11 protein-coding genes and 2 pseudogenes are annotated in these 15,936 nt (G+C 73.1%); 5 read left to right on the top strand and 8 right to left on the bottom strand.

Going from position 1 to position 15,936, the window contains the following annotated elements; all coding sequences use genetic code 11:
- Positions 1–2: 2 nt before the first annotated feature.
- Together AC3CHW_RS21240 and AC3CHW_RS21235 are read left to right on the top strand one after the other, a co-directional pair.
- Complete coding sequence (locus AC3CHW_RS21240) at positions 3–1,352, top strand: D-alanyl-D-alanine carboxypeptidase family protein (protein WP_488467520.1); 1,350 nt, start codon at positions 3–5, stop codon at positions 1,350–1,352.
- Positions 1,353–1,870: 518 nt separating this feature from the next.
- Positions 1,871–2,386, top strand: coding sequence for a nuclear transport factor 2 family protein (locus tag AC3CHW_RS21235; protein WP_488467519.1), 516 nt, complete (start codon positions 1,871–1,873; stop codon positions 2,384–2,386).
- A 73-nt stretch (positions 2,387–2,459) separates the two neighbouring features.
- On the opposite strand, the pseudogene AC3CHW_RS21230 reads toward AC3CHW_RS21235, so the two are convergent.
- From AC3CHW_RS21230 to trpS, 6 genes and pseudogenes are all read right to left on the bottom strand, one after another.
- Positions 2,460–2,696 (bottom strand): annotated as a pseudogene (locus AC3CHW_RS21230) (helix-turn-helix domain-containing protein); the annotation flags it as partial.
- 389 nt (positions 2,697–3,085) lie between these two features.
- Positions 3,086–4,015: pseudogene (locus AC3CHW_RS21225) on the bottom strand (YihY/virulence factor BrkB family protein); the annotation flags it as partial.
- Positions 4,016–4,208: 193 nt separating this feature from the next.
- Positions 4,209–6,254, bottom strand: coding sequence for a HelD family protein (locus AC3CHW_RS21220; RefSeq protein WP_488471126.1), 2,046 nt, complete (start codon positions 6,252–6,254; stop codon positions 4,209–4,211).
- 700 nt (positions 6,255–6,954) lie between these two features.
- On the bottom strand, positions 6,955–7,764 hold the full coding sequence (locus AC3CHW_RS21215; RefSeq protein ID WP_488467518.1) for a TetR/AcrR family transcriptional regulator: 810 nt from the start codon (positions 7,762–7,764) through the stop codon (positions 6,955–6,957).
- Between the two features lie 55 nt (positions 7,765–7,819).
- Positions 7,820–8,500 (bottom strand): 2'-5' RNA ligase family protein, encoded by a 681-nt coding sequence (locus AC3CHW_RS21210; RefSeq protein ID WP_488467517.1) that lies wholly within the window; start codon positions 8,498–8,500, stop codon positions 7,820–7,822.
- 227 nt (positions 8,501–8,727) lie between these two features.
- Positions 8,728–9,741, bottom strand: coding sequence for a tryptophan--tRNA ligase (gene trpS / locus AC3CHW_RS21205; protein ID WP_488467516.1), 1,014 nt, complete (start codon positions 9,739–9,741; stop codon positions 8,728–8,730).
- Positions 9,742–10,041: 300 nt separating this feature from the next.
- On the opposite strand from trpS, the gene rocD reads away from it, so the two are divergent.
- Positions 10,042–11,271, top strand: a complete 1,230-nt coding sequence (gene rocD, locus AC3CHW_RS21200; RefSeq protein WP_187060475.1) for an ornithine--oxo-acid transaminase — start codon at positions 10,042–10,044, stop codon at positions 11,269–11,271.
- Positions 11,272–11,376: 105 nt separating this feature from the next.
- On the opposite strand, the gene pdxR is transcribed toward rocD, so the two are convergent.
- On the bottom strand, positions 11,377–12,885 hold the full coding sequence (gene pdxR / locus AC3CHW_RS21195; RefSeq protein WP_488467515.1) for a MocR-like pyridoxine biosynthesis transcription factor PdxR: 1,509 nt from the start codon (positions 12,883–12,885) through the stop codon (positions 11,377–11,379).
- A gap of 47 nt (positions 12,886–12,932) precedes the next feature.
- On the opposite strand from pdxR, the gene AC3CHW_RS21190 reads away from it, so the two are divergent.
- On the top strand, positions 12,933–13,418 hold the full coding sequence (locus tag AC3CHW_RS21190) for a carboxymuconolactone decarboxylase family protein (protein ID WP_187059676.1): 486 nt from the start codon (positions 12,933–12,935) through the stop codon (positions 13,416–13,418).
- Positions 13,418–14,248, top strand: coding sequence for an isocitrate lyase/PEP mutase family protein (locus tag AC3CHW_RS21185; protein WP_488467514.1), 831 nt, complete (start codon positions 13,418–13,420; stop codon positions 14,246–14,248). The genes AC3CHW_RS21190 and AC3CHW_RS21185 overlap by 1 nt, the downstream gene beginning before the upstream one ends.
- A gap of 622 nt (positions 14,249–14,870) precedes the next feature.
- On the opposite strand, the gene AC3CHW_RS21180 is transcribed toward AC3CHW_RS21185, so the two are convergent.
- On the bottom strand, positions 14,871–15,935 hold the full coding sequence (locus tag AC3CHW_RS21180) for an ABC transporter substrate-binding protein (RefSeq protein WP_488467513.1): 1,065 nt from the start codon (positions 15,933–15,935) through the stop codon (positions 14,871–14,873).
- Between the last annotated feature and the right edge of the window lies 1 nt (position 15,936).

Raw genomic sequence — 15,936 nt, 5'->3', positions numbered from 1 at the left:
CCGTGCCGACGACTTTCCGTACTTCGCGTACCCCCCGCGCTCCGCGCACCGCCGAGGCCCCTCCCCCGCTTCCGCGCTCCCGAGGGCGCGGGCGCTCCGCGGCGGTCGCCGCGCTGCTGGCCTCGTGCCTGCTCGCCACCGCGCACCCCGCGCTCGCCGACGACGGGCCGGGGAAGGAGAAGCCGAAGGAGCCGAAGCCGCCGGCCGCGATGTCCACCGTGGGCGGCACCCAACTGGGCAAACCGGGCACCCAGGTGCGTCTCAAGGCGGGCGCGCCGCCGCTGCCGAAGGGGCTCACCGCGCGGTCGTGGATGGTTTCGGACGCCGAGTCGGGTGAGGTGCTGGCCGCGCACAACGCGCACTGGCGACTGCCCCCGGCCAGCACGCTCAAGATGCTTTTCGCCGACACGCTGCTGCCGAAGTTCCGCAAGGACCAGACCCACAAGGTCGAGCTGTCCGACCTGGCGGGCATGGGCGAGGGCAGCAGCCTGGTCGGGGTCAAGGAGAAGTACACCTACTCCGTGCACGACCTGTGGCTCGGCGTCTTCCTCCGCTCGGGCAACGACGCCGTGCACGTGCTCTCCGCCATGAACGGCGGCAAGCCGCAGACCGTACGCGACATGCAGGCCCACGCCGACGAGCTGAACGCGCGCGACACACGCGTCGTCAGCCCGGACGGCTACGACGAGAAGGGCCAGGTCAGCAGCGCGTACGACCTGACCCTCTTCGCCCGCTCCGGGCTGCGCAAGGCGGACTTCCGCGAGTACGCCTCCACCGCGCGGGCCAAGTTCCCCGGTGAGGTGAAGAAGGACAAGAAGACGAAGAAGGCCAAGCGCGAACACTTCGAGATCCAGAACACCAACCGGCTGCTCACCGGCGACACCGACCTGGACCCGTACGAAGGCATCGCCGGGGTCAAGAACGGCTCCACCACACAGGCCGGCGCCACCTTCACCGGCGTCGCCGAACGCGGCGACCGGGTGCTGCTCGTCACCGTCATGAACCCCGCGAAGAACGAGCACAACGAGGTCTACAGGGAGACCGCCAAGCTTTTCGACTGGGGCTTCAAGGCGGCCGACGCCGTCGAACCGGTGGGCACGTTGGTCGCGCCGGGCCCCGACGGAGTGGCCGACGCCGAGGCCGACGAGAAGGACGGGGTGGTGGGCGGCGGCAAGAACAGCCACCAGCAGGCCAACGCCGCCGTCCCGGCCGGCGGCGACGGCGCGGGGGGCGGAGGCTGGACGGCCGCGGGCATCGCCGGCGGCTCGCTGGCCCTCCTCGCGGCAGCCGCCTACGCCGTACACCGCCGCTGGCCCCTCCCCGACATGGCCCGCCGCCGCTCCCGCCCCTGACACCCACCCCGCGGGGGCCGCCCCTCCACGGCGACCCCCGCACCCTGGCCCGCGCCACCCACCGCCGCACGCTGCCTGCCTGCCCGTTTATCGCCTGTCGCCCGTCGGCCGCCGGCTGCTCGATACGGGTTGGTACGGGTTGGTACGGGTTGGTACGGGTTGATACGCGGCGCCTGGCTGCCCGCTGTCCGCCCGGGTTGCTTCCCCAGCCGGGGTACGTCGCTACCGGCTCCATCGGGCCTGGCCCCCGGGCGGAACCGAAACGGCTAGTGCCGTGACCGCGTAGGTGCGCCGGGGTGGGTGACAACGGCCAGTGCGGATTCCCCACGGCCAGTTGTCGTTTCACGGACGGTAGTCAGTGGTGGAGCGCAGATGGTGCTCCAGAGGTAGGCGACGACCGCGCGCCCGTGCCGAGCGGTGCGTGCTGCGCAGTGTGGAGGCGTCAGTCTCGCGACCCCAGGTGGTGTTGTCGAAACGTCGCCAGCCTCTTCGCCTGCGGTCGCCTAGCGTCGGCGAGCATGTCACAGCAGAGCCGCAGCATCGTCCAGAACGCTTGGAAGGCGTTCGCCAGCCACGACGCTGACCGCATCTCCGCGGTCTTCACCGAGGACGCCGAGTGGCTCGCGCCGCCAGGCAACGCCACTGCCATCGCGCTGGACGCCCCCAGCCACATGGTCGGCAGGAAGGCGATCGTGCGCTTCCTCGCTGAGGATTTCCCCCGCTTGTTCGTGCGTGACGTCACAGTCACCTTCCACGCGTTCCACGCCGACAGCGAGCGGGTGGTCGTGGAGGAGACCATGACGGCGACTCTGGCCAACGGCAACCACTACGCCAACGACTACTGCTTCGTTTTCGAGCTCCGGGACGAGCTGATCCACCGGGTGCGCGAGTACATGGACACAGCCCGGGGGCACCGCATGGTCTTCGGAGAGGTTCCGTCGTCGTCATCCTCAGCCTGGCCGCGGTGCGGTCACACCCCGCCGAACAGCGGATCCGCATCGGCGACCAATGCCGGCTGCCCCAGCGCACGGTGAGTCGGCCGACCACCGAATCTCAACTGGCCATCCACAGTTCTGTGCCGAGCAGGCGGGGGCGCCCTCCCGCTCACCGGGGGTCCAGGCAGGCCAGACCGATCTCGTTGAACCGGTGGATCACATCCCGGACGGTGTCCTCGTCGGCCTGTACCAACTGGGCGACCACCGGTACCCGGTTCCCGCCGGCTGAGGCCAGCAGCATCATCGCGCGCCGGTAGCGCACCGAACTCGTACTGCCCCGGCGCACGATCTGCTGCGGCTTTTGCCCCTCCTGGTCGGTCAGTCTGCGCACACTGACAGGCTCGGCCACCGCGCCTCCAGCGGTCGGTTCGGACGCCACCGCACATCCGACCGCCACGACCACCAACCCGGCGAACCTACGCGGTCACGGCACTAGCTGCTGCCGGGGCCCAGCCTTCCCCGGGCCTGCCGCTCGCGCTCCTGCCGCCCCGCCGGGGCGCCGGCGGCGCCGGCCGGGTCCGCCGGGGTCGCGGCCTCGCCGGCGTCCGCCGTGTTCCCGCGCGTCCGTACGGCATCCGTGGCGGCCGGGGTCGCTCGCGCGTGCGCCGCTTCCGCGGGCGCGGGCCCCGCGTTCGTGGGCCCCGCGTTCGTGGGCTCGGCGTTCGTGGGCTCGGCGGGCGTCGGCCGGGCCGGCGCCGGCCCGGCGTGGGGGTCCTTCGTCAACCGGACCCGTCCCTCCGGTCCGGGGTCCCCCTCGGCTGGCCCGGGCTCCGTTTCTGTCGGTGCGGGCTGGTCGTCGGGGGGCGCGGGTATCTCGTGGGCCTTGGACGGGGTCGCCGTCCAGCCCGCGCAGAACAGCGAGAGCTTGGCCGTGAAGTTGATCCACAGCAGCAGTGCAATGGGCGTGCCGAACGCCCCGTACATGCTCTTCGCCGCCACGCCCTGTATGTAGCCGCTCAGCAGCGACTTCAGCAGTTCGAAGCCGATCGCGCCGATGAGCGCGGCGACGACGACGGCGCGGCGGGGCGGGGTGACGCCCGGCAGCCAGGTCAGGACGTAGCACAGCAACAGGAAGTCGGCGCCGACCGCGGCGGCGAACGCGGCCAGCCGCAGCAGCCAGCTCCCCACCCCGTCCTCGGGGATGTCCAGCTTCGAGGCCGCCCAACCCACCGCGGTGACCGCGAAGGTGGAGACGGCGAACGAGCCGAGGGCCACCCCACCGAGGCCCAACAGGATGCCGCCGTCCTTGAGCTTGCGCGCCACCACGTTGTCGTGTTCGTCGTCCAGCTCCCACACAGCCCGCAGGCACTCGCGCAGCGAGCCGACCCAGCCGATGCCGGTGAACAGCAGCGCCGCACCCGCCAGGACCCCGACCGTGGCCGCGTTCTCCACCAGCGCGCTGAGGTCGAGCTGGCCCGAGATGCCCGGCACCTGAGCGGCCAGCCTCTCCTCCAGTTCGCGCATGCTGGCATCGCTGAGCACCGCGGCACCGATGGCCGCCCCCACCGTGATCAGCGGAAACAGCGCGAGGAAGCTGATGAAGGTGATGGCGGCGGCCAGCCGCGTCCAGTGAACCCGCTCCAGGGTCTCGTACGTGCGCCACGCGTGCGTACGCATCAGCCGCGCCATGATCGGGCCGATCCACGGCAGTCGGGTCAACCAGTCCATGAGCCTTTTTCTACCCTTACCCGCATATTCACTCCTCTGCCGGTCCGCCCGTTATGCCTGGCTCGTCTGGCTCGTCTGGTCCGCCCGTTCCTCCCGCCCCGTCTGGTCCGGCCTGCCCGGTGGTCGTCGGTCCTCCTCGGGGGCCGTCCGCGCGTCCCCTGTTCGGGCTGCGCTTTCCCCGTCGCCGCGGGCGCTATCCCCCTCCGGTCGACGGTTCGGCTCCGGGCTGGGCCCGCAGCGTGCCCAGGGCCGGCGGCAGTGGGCGGGAGTGCACGATGCGCAGCCCCGACACCGCCCGGGTGAGCACCACGTACAGCCGGTGCAGCCCGCGCGATTCGGCCGCCACGATCGCCGCCGGCTCCACGGCGACCACCTGGTCGTACTCCAGGCCCTTGGCCAGGGACGCGGGCAGCACCGTCACCCGCCGCGCCGGGTCGGCCTCGTCTGGCTCGGCCGTGGCGATGCCCGCCTCCGCCAGGGCCCGGCGCACCTCGGGCACGGCGGCGTCGGCGGCTATCACCCCGATGGAACCGGCCGCGCGCCGCGCCGCGCGCACCGCCGCCACCGTGCCGGCCATGGCGTCGGTCGCGGAGTGGACGTGCAGCTCTCCGTCGCTTCGCAGCGAGCGGGCGGGCGGCACCCGGGTCTCCAGGTGCGGCAGCAGGGCGTTCGCCACGGCCACGATGGCGGCCGGCACCCGGAAACCGGTCGTGAGCGGGGCGACCGTCGCGTTCGGCTTGCCCAGGTGCGCGAGGTGCTCCGGCCAGCTCCGCGCGGCCCAGGGCGTGGTGCCCTGGGCCAGGTCGCCCAGCACGGTCAGGGAGCCGAAGTCGCTGCGCCGGGCCAGCACCCTGCACTGCATGGGTGACAGGTCCTGCGCCTCGTCCACCACCACGTGGCCGAAGCTGCCCGGGCGCTCGATCAGGCCCGCCACCTCGTCGATGAGCACCAGGTCCGCCGCCGACCAACGGGCACTCTTGGCCGAGCGGGGCGGCTTGGCCCAGCACAGGGCGGCCTGTTCGGCGGGCGAGAGCAGTCCGTCCGAGGCCGCCCGGATCGCGTCGGGGGCACTCAGCAGTTCGGCGACGACCTCCTCGGGTCGCACCACGGGCCAGGCGGCGTCCAGGAACGCCTTGACAGCGCGGGAGCGGCTCATGCGACGCACCCACTCCTGGGGCGGCGGGCCCGCGCGCCGCTCGACCTGGCGGCGGACGAGTTCCATGGTGCGCGAGAGCACCCAGTCGCGGCCCGTGGCGTAGGGCGGGGCCTGCTCCCGGACCTGGGCGACGATCTCGGCGAGTTCGTCGGCGTCCACCCGCCAGCGGTAGGTGCCGTCGGGGATGGCCAGGGACTCGCTCGGTGGGCGCACGCGCTGGTACAGGGCGCGCGCGAGGACCTCGGCCATGCGGGGGTCGTGCTTGACGGCGGCGGCGTCCGGGGTGTCCTCGCCGCGCACCGGGAAGCGGTCGATGAGGTCGTCCGCGGTGCACTGGCGGACGTCGATCTCACCGAGCGCGGGCAGCACCTCGGCGATGTAGCGCAGGAAGGTGCGGTTGGGCCCGACGACCAACAGGCCGCCGCGCTGGATGCGTTGGGGGTAGGTGTAGAGCAGGTAGGCGGCGCGGTGCAGGCCGACGGCCGTCTTGCCCGTGCCGGGAGCGCCCTGCACGCACACCGATTCGGCCAACGCGCCCCGTACCAGGTCGTCTTGTTCGGGTTGGATGGTGGCGACGATGTCCCGCATCGGGCCCACCCGGGGGCGTTCGATCTCCGCGGCCACGATCCGGCTGCCGCCCCCGGCCGCCGCGGCCTCCGCGTCCCGGCCCGCCGCCGTGGTCGCCGCGCCGAGTCGCTCGTCCTCCAGGCTGGTGAGGTCGCCCGGCTCGCCCCGGCTGGCGGCGGCCCAGCCGAACCTGCGGCGTACCGCGACGCCCTGCGGATCGCGCGGGGACGCCTGGTAGAAGACGCGGGAGACGGGTGCGCGCCAGTCGATCACCATGGGCGTCGCGGTGGCGTCGGCCGCGATGTGCCGGCGGCCGATGTAGTAGCGCTGGCCGCGGTGGTCTCCGGTGGTGGGGGCGGTGTCGAAGTCGAGGCGCCCGAAGAACAGCGGGGCCTCCGGCTCCTCCGCCAACTGCCGGGCGTAGCCGCGCAGGTAGCGGCCGAGCACCTCGGCGCTCGCGCCGTCGCCGGAGACGTCCTCCCCGAGCGACACCTGCCGCCGGGCCGACTCGACCATGCGGGCCAGCGTGGCCCGGCACGCGCCGACGTGCGCCCGCTCGGCGGCCAGCCCTCCGTCCGAGTCACCGCCGGCCACCTCGCCCGGTCCCCCGCCGGAACCGCCGCTCGGGCCATCACCGGAACCGCCGCCCGAGTCGTCGCCCGGACCGTCACCCGGGCCGCCGCCCGGGTCGTTGCGACGGGGAGCCGGTGGGCGCGGGGTAGCCCGGGGCGGGCCCGGCGGTGGCGGGCCCTGCTCGGTCGGGGAAGGTTCGGCCGAGGGCGGCTGGTTCGGGGAAGCCGAGGCCGAAGGCTGATGCGGCGCGTCGGCGGCCACACCGTGGGGTCGTGAGGTCATTTCGGTACACCTTTCGCGTGCGAGTGGCGGGCGGGCCGGCTCGGCGGGCGCGCTCGCGAGCAGCGCGCATCACCGCTCGGCGCGCGCCGAGCGGGGTGGACGATCGGGTGGTGGTGTGCGGCGGGGCGCTTGCCCCCACGGGCTGGGTGGCGGAAGGCGGGTGATCGGTGGGAGGCCAGCTCCTCTGAACGAGGCCGGAGCCCGAGGTAGCAGGCAGGAGCACGCCAAGCCCACGCCTCGCGCCCCAGCCCCGCGCCAGCGCGCCCCCGGCCCCCGCCCCCCGACGCGCGGTCAGCGGTCAGCGGTCAGCGGTCAGTCCAGGGTGTGGGCGGGCGCCCGTCAGGGCCGCTGGCCACCTCACTCAGAGGTGGGAGCCGAGCACGGAGAAGGCGTGGTCGGCGGCGGTGACGGCCGACGGATAGACCTCGTCGGCGCTCTCCCCGTCGGCTATCCGGCGCCAGTTGTCGAGCGCCAGGATGCGCTGCGCCCCGATGACCTGGCTGGCGGTGAGGCGGGCCGTCAGCGCCTCCAGCCTGGTGGGCTCCCCAGGGCCCGGCAGGCCGGCGCCGGCGCCCGGCAGGCCGGGACCACCGAGCGGGCCCGGGGCCGCCCCGGCGCCGGCCACGCGCGCGTCAGCCGACGGAACATCGACCGGCGAAGCCTCGGCCGGCGGAGCCTCGGCCGATGGAGTGTCGGCCGGGTGGGGCGTCGCCTCGGGGCCGTGCGCCGCCTCGTACAGCGTGTGGGCCAGGGCCTCCTCGGACCGCGTCGTGTACGCGTACAACCGCGCCACCAGGCTCGGGGTGCCGTACAGCAGGCGGTGGAAGGCGAGGACCTCGCTGTCGTCGCACAGGCCCGTGACCGGGTCGCGGCGGTCGAGGCCGGCGCGGAAGTGCGCGTGCAGCGCCTGGAGGGGGCTCTGCTCGGGGGCTCGGTCGCGGACCACGCGGCTGGCCTCGCCCTCGTGGTCCGCGAAGCGGTAGAGCGCGAGGTCTTCCTTGGTCGGGAAATAGCGGAACAGCGTGGGCTTGGACACCATGGCCGCGGCGGCGATCTCCGCCACCGAGACCTGGTCGAAGCCCTGCTCGAGGAAGAGCGCGATCGCGGCGTCGGAGATCGCCTGATAGGTGCGCTGCTTCTTGCGCTCGCGAAGACTCGGTTGGCCGTCCATGAGGACAGCCTACCGACATTGAGACCCGGTTAAAAGTGCGTCGCGGAATCTTTTCTTACTCGGTCACATTCAGCGGTTCGTTCCGTGTCGGACCGTGGCCCCGGCCCCGGTCGCGAGCGGAGTCCCGGCCCCGGGTGCGGTCCCGCCCGTCCCGGTCATGGTCCGCGTGCTGCGTCTGGCGCGGGAAGGTCGGGGCCGGACCCCGCCCTCCCGCCGGGCCGAAAGGGTATTCGCGCTCCAACCGCCAGACGCCGTCCTGGCCTTGTTCGTAGAGCGCGAAGCCCTCGATGGTCCACGCCGCCTCGTAGTCCTTGAGCTCGGCGTACGCGCGGTCCATCGCCTCCTCGGAGATGCCGTGCGCGATGGTGACGTGGGGGTGGTACGGGAACTGCAGCTCGCGGGCGCACGGCCCGGACGCCGCCCGGACGCGCTCCTGGAGCGCCGTGCAGTCCTCGGCGCCCTCCACGATCTTCACGAAGACGACCGGCGAGAGCGGGCGGAAGGTGTCCGTCCCGGACAGCCGCATCGGGAAGGGGCCCCAGCCGGCCGCGACCTCCGCGAGGTGGCGCTCGATGCCGGGCAGCGCCGCGGCGTCCACCTCGGTGGGCGGCAACAGCGTGACGTGCGTGGGGATGCCGTGCGCGGCCGGGTCCCCGAAGCCCGCGCGCCGCTCCTGGAGGAAGCTGCCGTACGGCTCCGGGACCGCGATCGAAACGCCGATCGTTACGGTCCCCACTGCGTTCTCCCTTCCGCACCACTGTCTGGTCAAGCTGTCCGTCACGCCGCACACCTCGTGTCCCTGTCAGGCGGTGGAGCGCCCGTGTCAGTGTGCCGGCTTCCCGGCCGTCCCGGCTAGGTTCCTCGGGCCCCACCGGCCTGGACCAATGCCCCGTCCGCTGCCGAACCGGACCCGGCCACCGGGCCGCCGGGCCACCGCCGGCCCGGCGGGCGGGGCGTGGCCGCTCAGTGCTTGGCGGGCAGCAGGCCCACCCTGTCGTACGCCAGGGCCAGGGTCTCGGCCGCGACGGTCCGCGCCTTCTCGGCCCCCTTGGCCAGGATGTTGTCCAGCGTCTCGGGGTCGTCCAGGTATTCCTGGGTGCGGCTGCGGAACGGTGTGACCCAGTCGACCATGACCTCCGCCAGGTCGGTCTTCAGCGCGCCGTAGCCCTTGCCCTCGTACTTGCGTTCCAGGTCAGCGATGCTGGAGCCGGTGAGGGTCGCGTAGATGGTGAGCAGGTTGCTCACGCCGGGCTTGTTCTCCTCGTCGAAGCGGATCACGGTGTCGAGGTCCGTCACCGCGCTCTTGATCTTCTTCGCGGAGACCTTGGGCTCGTCCAGCAGGCTGATGATGCCCTTCGGCGTGGACGCCGACTTGCTCATCTTGATCGACGGGTCCTGCAGGTCGTAGATCTTGCCGGTCTCCTTGACGATGTGCGCCGAGGGCACCGTGAAGGCGTGGCCGTAGCGGCTGTTGAACCGCTCCGCGAGGTCCCGGGTCAGCTCGATGTGCTGGCGCTGGTCCTCGCCGACCGGGACCTGGTCGGCCTGGTAGAGGAGGATGTCGGCGACCTGCAGGACCGGGTACGTGAAGAGGCCCACGGTCGTCCGGTCGGCACCCTGCTTGGCCGACTTGTCCTTGAACTGCGTCATGCGGGACGCCTCGCCGAAGCCGGTGAGGCAGTTCATCACCCAGCCGAGCTGCGCGTGCTCGGGCACGTGGCTCTGGACGAAGAGCGTGCACCGGTCCGGGTCGAGTCCGGCCGCCAGCAGTTGCGCGGCGGCGACCCGGGTGTTGGCGCGCAGTTCCCGCGGGTCCTGCGGGACCGTGATCGCGTGGAGGTCGACCACCATGTAGAAGGCGTCGTGGGTTTCCTGCAACGCGACGTACTGACGGATCGCGCCGAGGTAGTTCCCGAGGTGGAAGGAGCCCGCAGTGGGCTGGATACCGGAGAGCGCGCGGGGACGGTCGTGGGCCATGGCATCCATTCTCTCAGGTACGCGGCCCGACCACGGCCCCCGGTCGAAGACTGGGGGGCGGTTGGCAGCACCCTGCCGCCGCGCGCGAGGCAGGCGCCGGCGCGCGCCAGCGCGCACGGGACGCGCGCGGCACGGGACGACCACGCACGGCGACGGGCCGGCGACCCGCCGACACGGCGTCGGCGCGGCGCGGAACCGCGGGGCCCACACGGTTGGCTACGCAATTTTTCTTCGCATTCCCCCCGGGCAACGATAGAAAGAAGGCTGCACCCGCCCCGACTCCGTAAGGATGGAGCGCACGTGACCGCTAGTGAACGCAGCATCGCCGCAGCAGAGGCGCACAGCGCGCACAACTACCACCCGCTGCCCGTCGTCGTCGCCGCCGCGGACGGCGCCTGGGTGACCGATGTCGAGGGGCGCCGCTACCTCGACATGCTCGCCGGATACTCCGCGCTCAACTTCGGACACGGCAACCGCCGCCTCATCGACGCCGCCAAGGCCCAGTTGGAGCGGGTCACACTGACGTCGAGGGCGTTCCACCACGACAGGTTCGCCGACTTCTGTACGGAGCTTGCCGCGCTGTGCGGCAAGGAGATGGTGCTGCCGATGAACACCGGCGCCGAGGCCATCGAGACCGCGGTCAAGACGGCCCGCAAGTGGGGCTACCAGGTCAAGGGCGTACCGGACGGCCAAGCCAAGATCGTGGTGGCGGCCGACAACTTCCACGGCCGCACCACGACCATCGTCAGCTTCTCCACCGATCCGGACGCGCGGGCCGACTTCGGTCCGTACACGCCCGGCTTCGAGATCGTCCCGTACGGCGACCTGGCCGCCCTGGAGGCGGCGGTGGACGAGCACACCGTCGCCGTGCTGATCGAGCCGATCCAGGGCGAGGCGGGCGTGCTGGTGCCGCCGGCCGGCTACCTGCCGGGCGTGCGGGAGCTGACCCGGGAGCGGAACGTGCTGTTCATCGCGGACGAGATCCAGTCGGGGCTCGGGCGCACCGGCAGGACCTTCGCCTGTGACCACGAGGACGTGGTTCCGGACGTGTACGTGCTGGGCAAGGCGCTCGGCGGCGGCGTGGTGCCGGTCTCCGCCGTCGTCGCCGACCGCGACGTGCTGGGCGTCTACCGCCCGGGCGAGCACGGCTCCACCTTCGGCGGCAACCCGCTGGCCTGCGCCGTCGCCCTTGAGGTGATCGACATGCTGCGCGGCGGCGAGTACCAGCAGCGGGCCACCGAACTCGGCGAACACCTGCACCGCGAGCTGGCGGCGCTGACCGGCGGCGGCGCGGTGCGCGAGGTGCGCGGGCGCGGCCTGTGGGCCGGCGTGGACATCGACCCGGCGCTCGGCACGGGCCGCGAGGTCTCCGAGCGGCTGATGGCCCGCGGCGTGCTGGTCAAGGACACCCACGGCAGCACCATCCGGATCGCCCCGCCGCTGGTGGTCAGCAAGGAGGACCTGGACTGGGGCCTTGAGCAGCTCCGCGCCGTGCTGGCCTCGGCCGGCGAGGACGCCCAGGGCAGCTAGTCCGCCCAGGGCGGACGACGACAGCCAGACAGCCAGCTCCTCTCGCTCACCTCACGAGGAGGCGGGCCCGCCGCGAGAGCCGCGGGCCCGCGCGCGGGGTCCCCGTCACGGCAACGCCCGGCACAGGGCGTCCAGCGCGCCGGCGTACGCGTGGTCGGGCGGGGTGCCGTAGCCGACGACCAGGGCGTCGCCGATGACGTCGTCGCGCGGGGCGCCGTCGCCGCCGGTGCCCGCGCCCAGCCGGAAGCGGCGCAGGCCCTCCAGGGCCAGGCCCTGCCAGGCGGCGCCGTTGATCACCGACTGCTCGGTGCCCGGCGGGAGTTCGAGCACCGCGTGCAGGCCGGCCGCTATGCCGCTGACCTTGACGTGCGGGGCGCGCTCGGCGAGGGCGGCGACGAGTTGGTCGCGGCGGCGCTGGTAGCGCTGGCGCATGCCGCGTACGTGCCGGTCGTACGCCCCCGAGGTGATGAACTCCGCCAGCGTGAGCTGGTCCAGGCCGCTGGTCTGGGAGCCGGGGCGGCGCTTGAGTTCGGCGACGGCCGCGAACAGCCGCTCGGGCAGCACCAGCCAGCCGAGCCGCAGCGCGGGCGACAGGCTCTTGCTGACGGTGCCCATGTAGACGACGTGTTCGGGGTCCAGGCCCTGCACGGCGCCGACCCGCTGCCCGTCGTAGCGGAACTCGCCGTCGTAGTCGTCCTCCAGGAGCACGCCGCCGGTCTCCACCGCCCACTTGACGGTGGCCGCGCGCCGGTCGGGCGGCAGTGAGACGCCGAACGGGAACTGGTGGGCCGGCGTCATCAGCGCCGCCCGGGCCCCCGTGCTCGCCAACTCCTCGGTGCGCGGGCCGTGTTCGTCGAAGCCGACGGCCACGGTGCGCAGCCCGCAGCCGGTGAGCAGGTCGCGGTGGATGTCCAGGCCGAAGGACTCGACCGCCACCAGATCGGCGCCGGGTGTCGCGCCGGGCAGCCGCGCGGTGTCGCCGAGCACCTCGCCGACCAGGCGCAGCCCCTCGGACAGGCCCGAGCAGATGAGGATGCGCTCGGGCGCCGCGCGTACGCCCCGGGCGCGGGCGAGGTACTCGGCGAGCGCCCGGCGCAGTTCGGGGCGGCCGGCGACGTGCGTGCCGTAGCCGAAGGCGTCGTTGGGCGCGTGGGTGATGGCCTTGCGGGCGGCGGTCAGCCAGGCGGCGCGCGGGAAGGACGACACGTCGGGCGAGCCTGGCATCAGGTCGTAGACCGGGGCGGGGGCCGGCGCGGGACGCGGGGGCGGGCGGCGTACCGGGGTCGGGGGTTCGATGCGGGTCTCGGGGGCGACGGCGCGTTCGGCCACGCGCGTCCCGGAGCCCTGGCGGGCGGTGAGCCAGCCCTCGGCGACGAGTTCGGCGTAGGCGTCGGCGACCGTGTTGCGGGCGATGCCCAGGTCGGTGGCGAGGGTGCGGGAGGAGGGCAGGCGGGTGCCGGGGGCGAGCCGGCCGGATCGTACGGCGTCCCGCAGCGCGCTCATCAGCGACGCCCGGACACCTCCCGTTCGGCTCAGCTCCAGGTGGAGGTCGCTGCCGACGGCGAAGTCGGCGGCCTCATCGGACGGCGTCTCAGTGGCCCAAGAATCTGCCATGGAAATGGACCATACCCCTGGGCTAGTGCCGCCGTAGCGTGAGGGCCATGGCGACGAGCGAAACGGCCCGTAGACGGGAGCCGAGGATGGCACTGCCCACCCTCGCGCCCGAGTTCTACAAGGCCATGATCAATCTTGACGCGGCGGCCAGACGGGGTCTCGACCCCGCCCTGATCGAGCTGGTGAAGATTCGCGCGTCGCAGATCAACCACTGTGCCTTCTGCATCACGATGTACACCCGGGACGCGCGGACGGAAGGGGAGAGCGAGGAGCGGATATATCTGCTCAACGCGTGGGAGGAGTCGCCGACGTACTTCACCGCCAAGGAACAGGCAGCGCTCGCGCTGACCGAGGCGGTGACCGTCCTCACCGACGGGTTCGTACCGGACGCGGTCTACGACCGGGCGGCCGAGCACTTCGAGGCCGCCGAACTCGCCCAACTCGTCAGCCTGATCATCACGATCAACGCGTGGAACCGGATCAGCGTGACCACGCGGATGTCCCCCGGTAAACCGCCCTCCGAGGAGCTGTGATGCCCCCCACTCACCCTGACAACACAGCGGACACCGCTGAGAACGGCGACGCCGCTCACGCCGACAACGCCGCTAACGCCGCCAACGCCGACAACACAGCCAAGGCGTTCCTGGCCCTGCACCACGGTCGGGCGCCGGCCGACCCGCTGATCCTTCCCGGTCCCTGGGACGCGGCCAGCGCGCGGATCTTCGCCGACGTCGGCTTCCCGGCGCTGGCGACGCCGAGCGCGGGCATCGCGGCCTCGCTCGGCTACGAGGACGGCGGCGGCACGCCGGTCGACGAGATGTTCGCGGCGATCACCCGCATCACCCGGGTGGTGGACATCCCGGTGTCGGCCGACGTCGAGGACGGCTACGGCCTGGCCCCGGCCGAGTTGGTGGAGCGGCTGCTCGAAGCGGGCGTGGTGGGCTGCAACCTGGAGGACACCGACCTGGCGACGGGCCAGCTCAAGGACGCCCGGCAGCACGCCGACTGGCTGGCGCAGGTGCGCCAGGAGGCCGGCGACCGGCTGGTGATCAACGCCCGGGTGGACACCTTCCTGCGCGGCGACACCAGCGCGGCGGCGGCCATCGAGCGGGCCAGGCTGTACGTCGCGGCGGGCGCGGACGTGATCTACCCGCTGCTGGCTCCGGTCGAGTTGGTCACGGAGCTGGCCCAGGGCGTCGGCGCGCCGCTGAACATGGCCGCCATGCCCGGCGGCCCGACCCTGGCCGAGATCGGCGAGCTGGGAGCGGCCCGGATCACCTTCGGGCCCGGGCTGTTCCACGAGGCGATGGAAGCGCTGCGCGGCCACGCCGAGCGACTGCGCTCGGCCCAGCCCGGCGCATAGCCCCTGATCGGGAGCGCCGGACACGGGGGTTCTGGCGCCCCTGGCCTCCGCCACGGTCCGTCCGTGGCGGAGGCCCACAGAGCGGGCCGGTGGGGTGGGACGCGTACGACGGGGGACGTGCGTACGACGGGGGCCACCTCACCGGCCGGATCGCCGGGCAGCGGGGCGTGGCGGGCGCCTCGCCACCCGCGGGCGGGCCCATCGGGGCCAGGCCGCGCGGGAGCCCGGTGGCACGACGCCGGGGCCTGCGGGCCCGGTGGTACGGCACGTCGCGGCCCACGGGCCGCGGCGCGACGGGGGAGCCACGTCGCACGGGGGCGACGGGGCACACGGGGGCCGCGCCACCACGGGGGTGGCACGGCGACACGGGGGGAACCGCGCCGCCTGTCCGGGGCGCGGCGCACGGGGGGAAAGCCCGGCCGCTGATCGAGCGGCCCGGCGTAACGGGGGTGCCGCGCCGCTCGGTGAGCGGCCGGCCGTACGGGGGAAACCGCGGCGCACGGGGGCACCGCGGCGGGCCGCCGAAATGCCTGGCATTTCGGCGGCCCTTTCCGTTCGGCGGCCCTTCCCGGGTGCGCGCGGCCCCGCTACCGGCGCCGGGGGCCGGCGCCCGGGCCAGCCGTCACGGAAGCCAGCGCTTCCACACCTCCGGGTTGGCCCTGACCCAGCGCTCGGCGGCCTCGTCGGCCGACAGGCCCTGGGAGGCGATCATCTCCGAGACGTCGTTCTGGTGCTCCTTCGACCAGTGGAACTTCCTGAGGAACCGGGCCGCGTCGCCGCCCTTGTCCGCGAAGTCCGCGTTCAGGTACTTCTGCAACGACGTCGTCGGGTAGGCGCAGTCGACGGAGGCCGGGTCCTCGGTGCCCCTGGTGGCGCACTCCTCGGTGTACTCGGGCAGCTTCACCTCGACCATCGGCACCTCGTTGAACAGCCACTGCGGCTCGTACCAGTAGGTCAGGAACGGCTTCTTCTGCTTGGCGAACTGCTTGATCTGGGTGATCTGCGCCGCCTCGGAGCCCGCGAAGACCACCTGGTAGTCCAGGCCCAGGTTCTTCACCAGCGCCTTGTCGTGGGTGACGTAGGACGGCGAGCCGTCGAGGAGTTGGCCCTTCCTGCCGCTCTCGGCCGTGCGCAACCGGTGCGCGTACTTGTTGAGGTTCTTCCAGTCGGTGACGTCCGGGTGCGCGTCGGCGAAGTACTTCGGCACCCACCAGCCGATGTGGCCCTGGACGCCGAGGTCGCCGCCGCGCGCGATGGTCTTCTTCTCCTCGACGTACCGCTGCTCCTGCTCCGGGTGGCCCCAGTCCTCCAGGATCGCGTCCACCCGGCCCTGGCTGAGCGCGTCCCAGGCCGGCACCTCGTCCACCTGCACGGTGTCCACGCGGTAGCCCAGCTCGTGCTCCAGCAGGTATTTCGCGACCGCCACGTTGCCCTGCGCGCCCACCCAGGACTGGACGGAGAGGGTGACGGTCTTCGCGCCGGACACGTTCGCGTACGGGGACGACTGCTTGGTCATGTCGGCCTTGCCGCAACCGGTGAAGGCCAGCAGCGACGCCACCGCGGCGAGCGCGCCGACCGTGCGCGCCCGGCCACCGAGCCGGCGCCCCCCGCGCGCGGGCGCGGCGGAGTGCCGGGAGGCGGCCGGGCGGGCGCGCGGGGTGCGGGAGTTGGGCGTACGGATGGCCATG

This window comes from Streptomyces sp. MGP-BFMKR1 (assembly GCF_057766585.1).
This window is presented reverse-complemented; position numbering and strand designations above follow the sequence as displayed.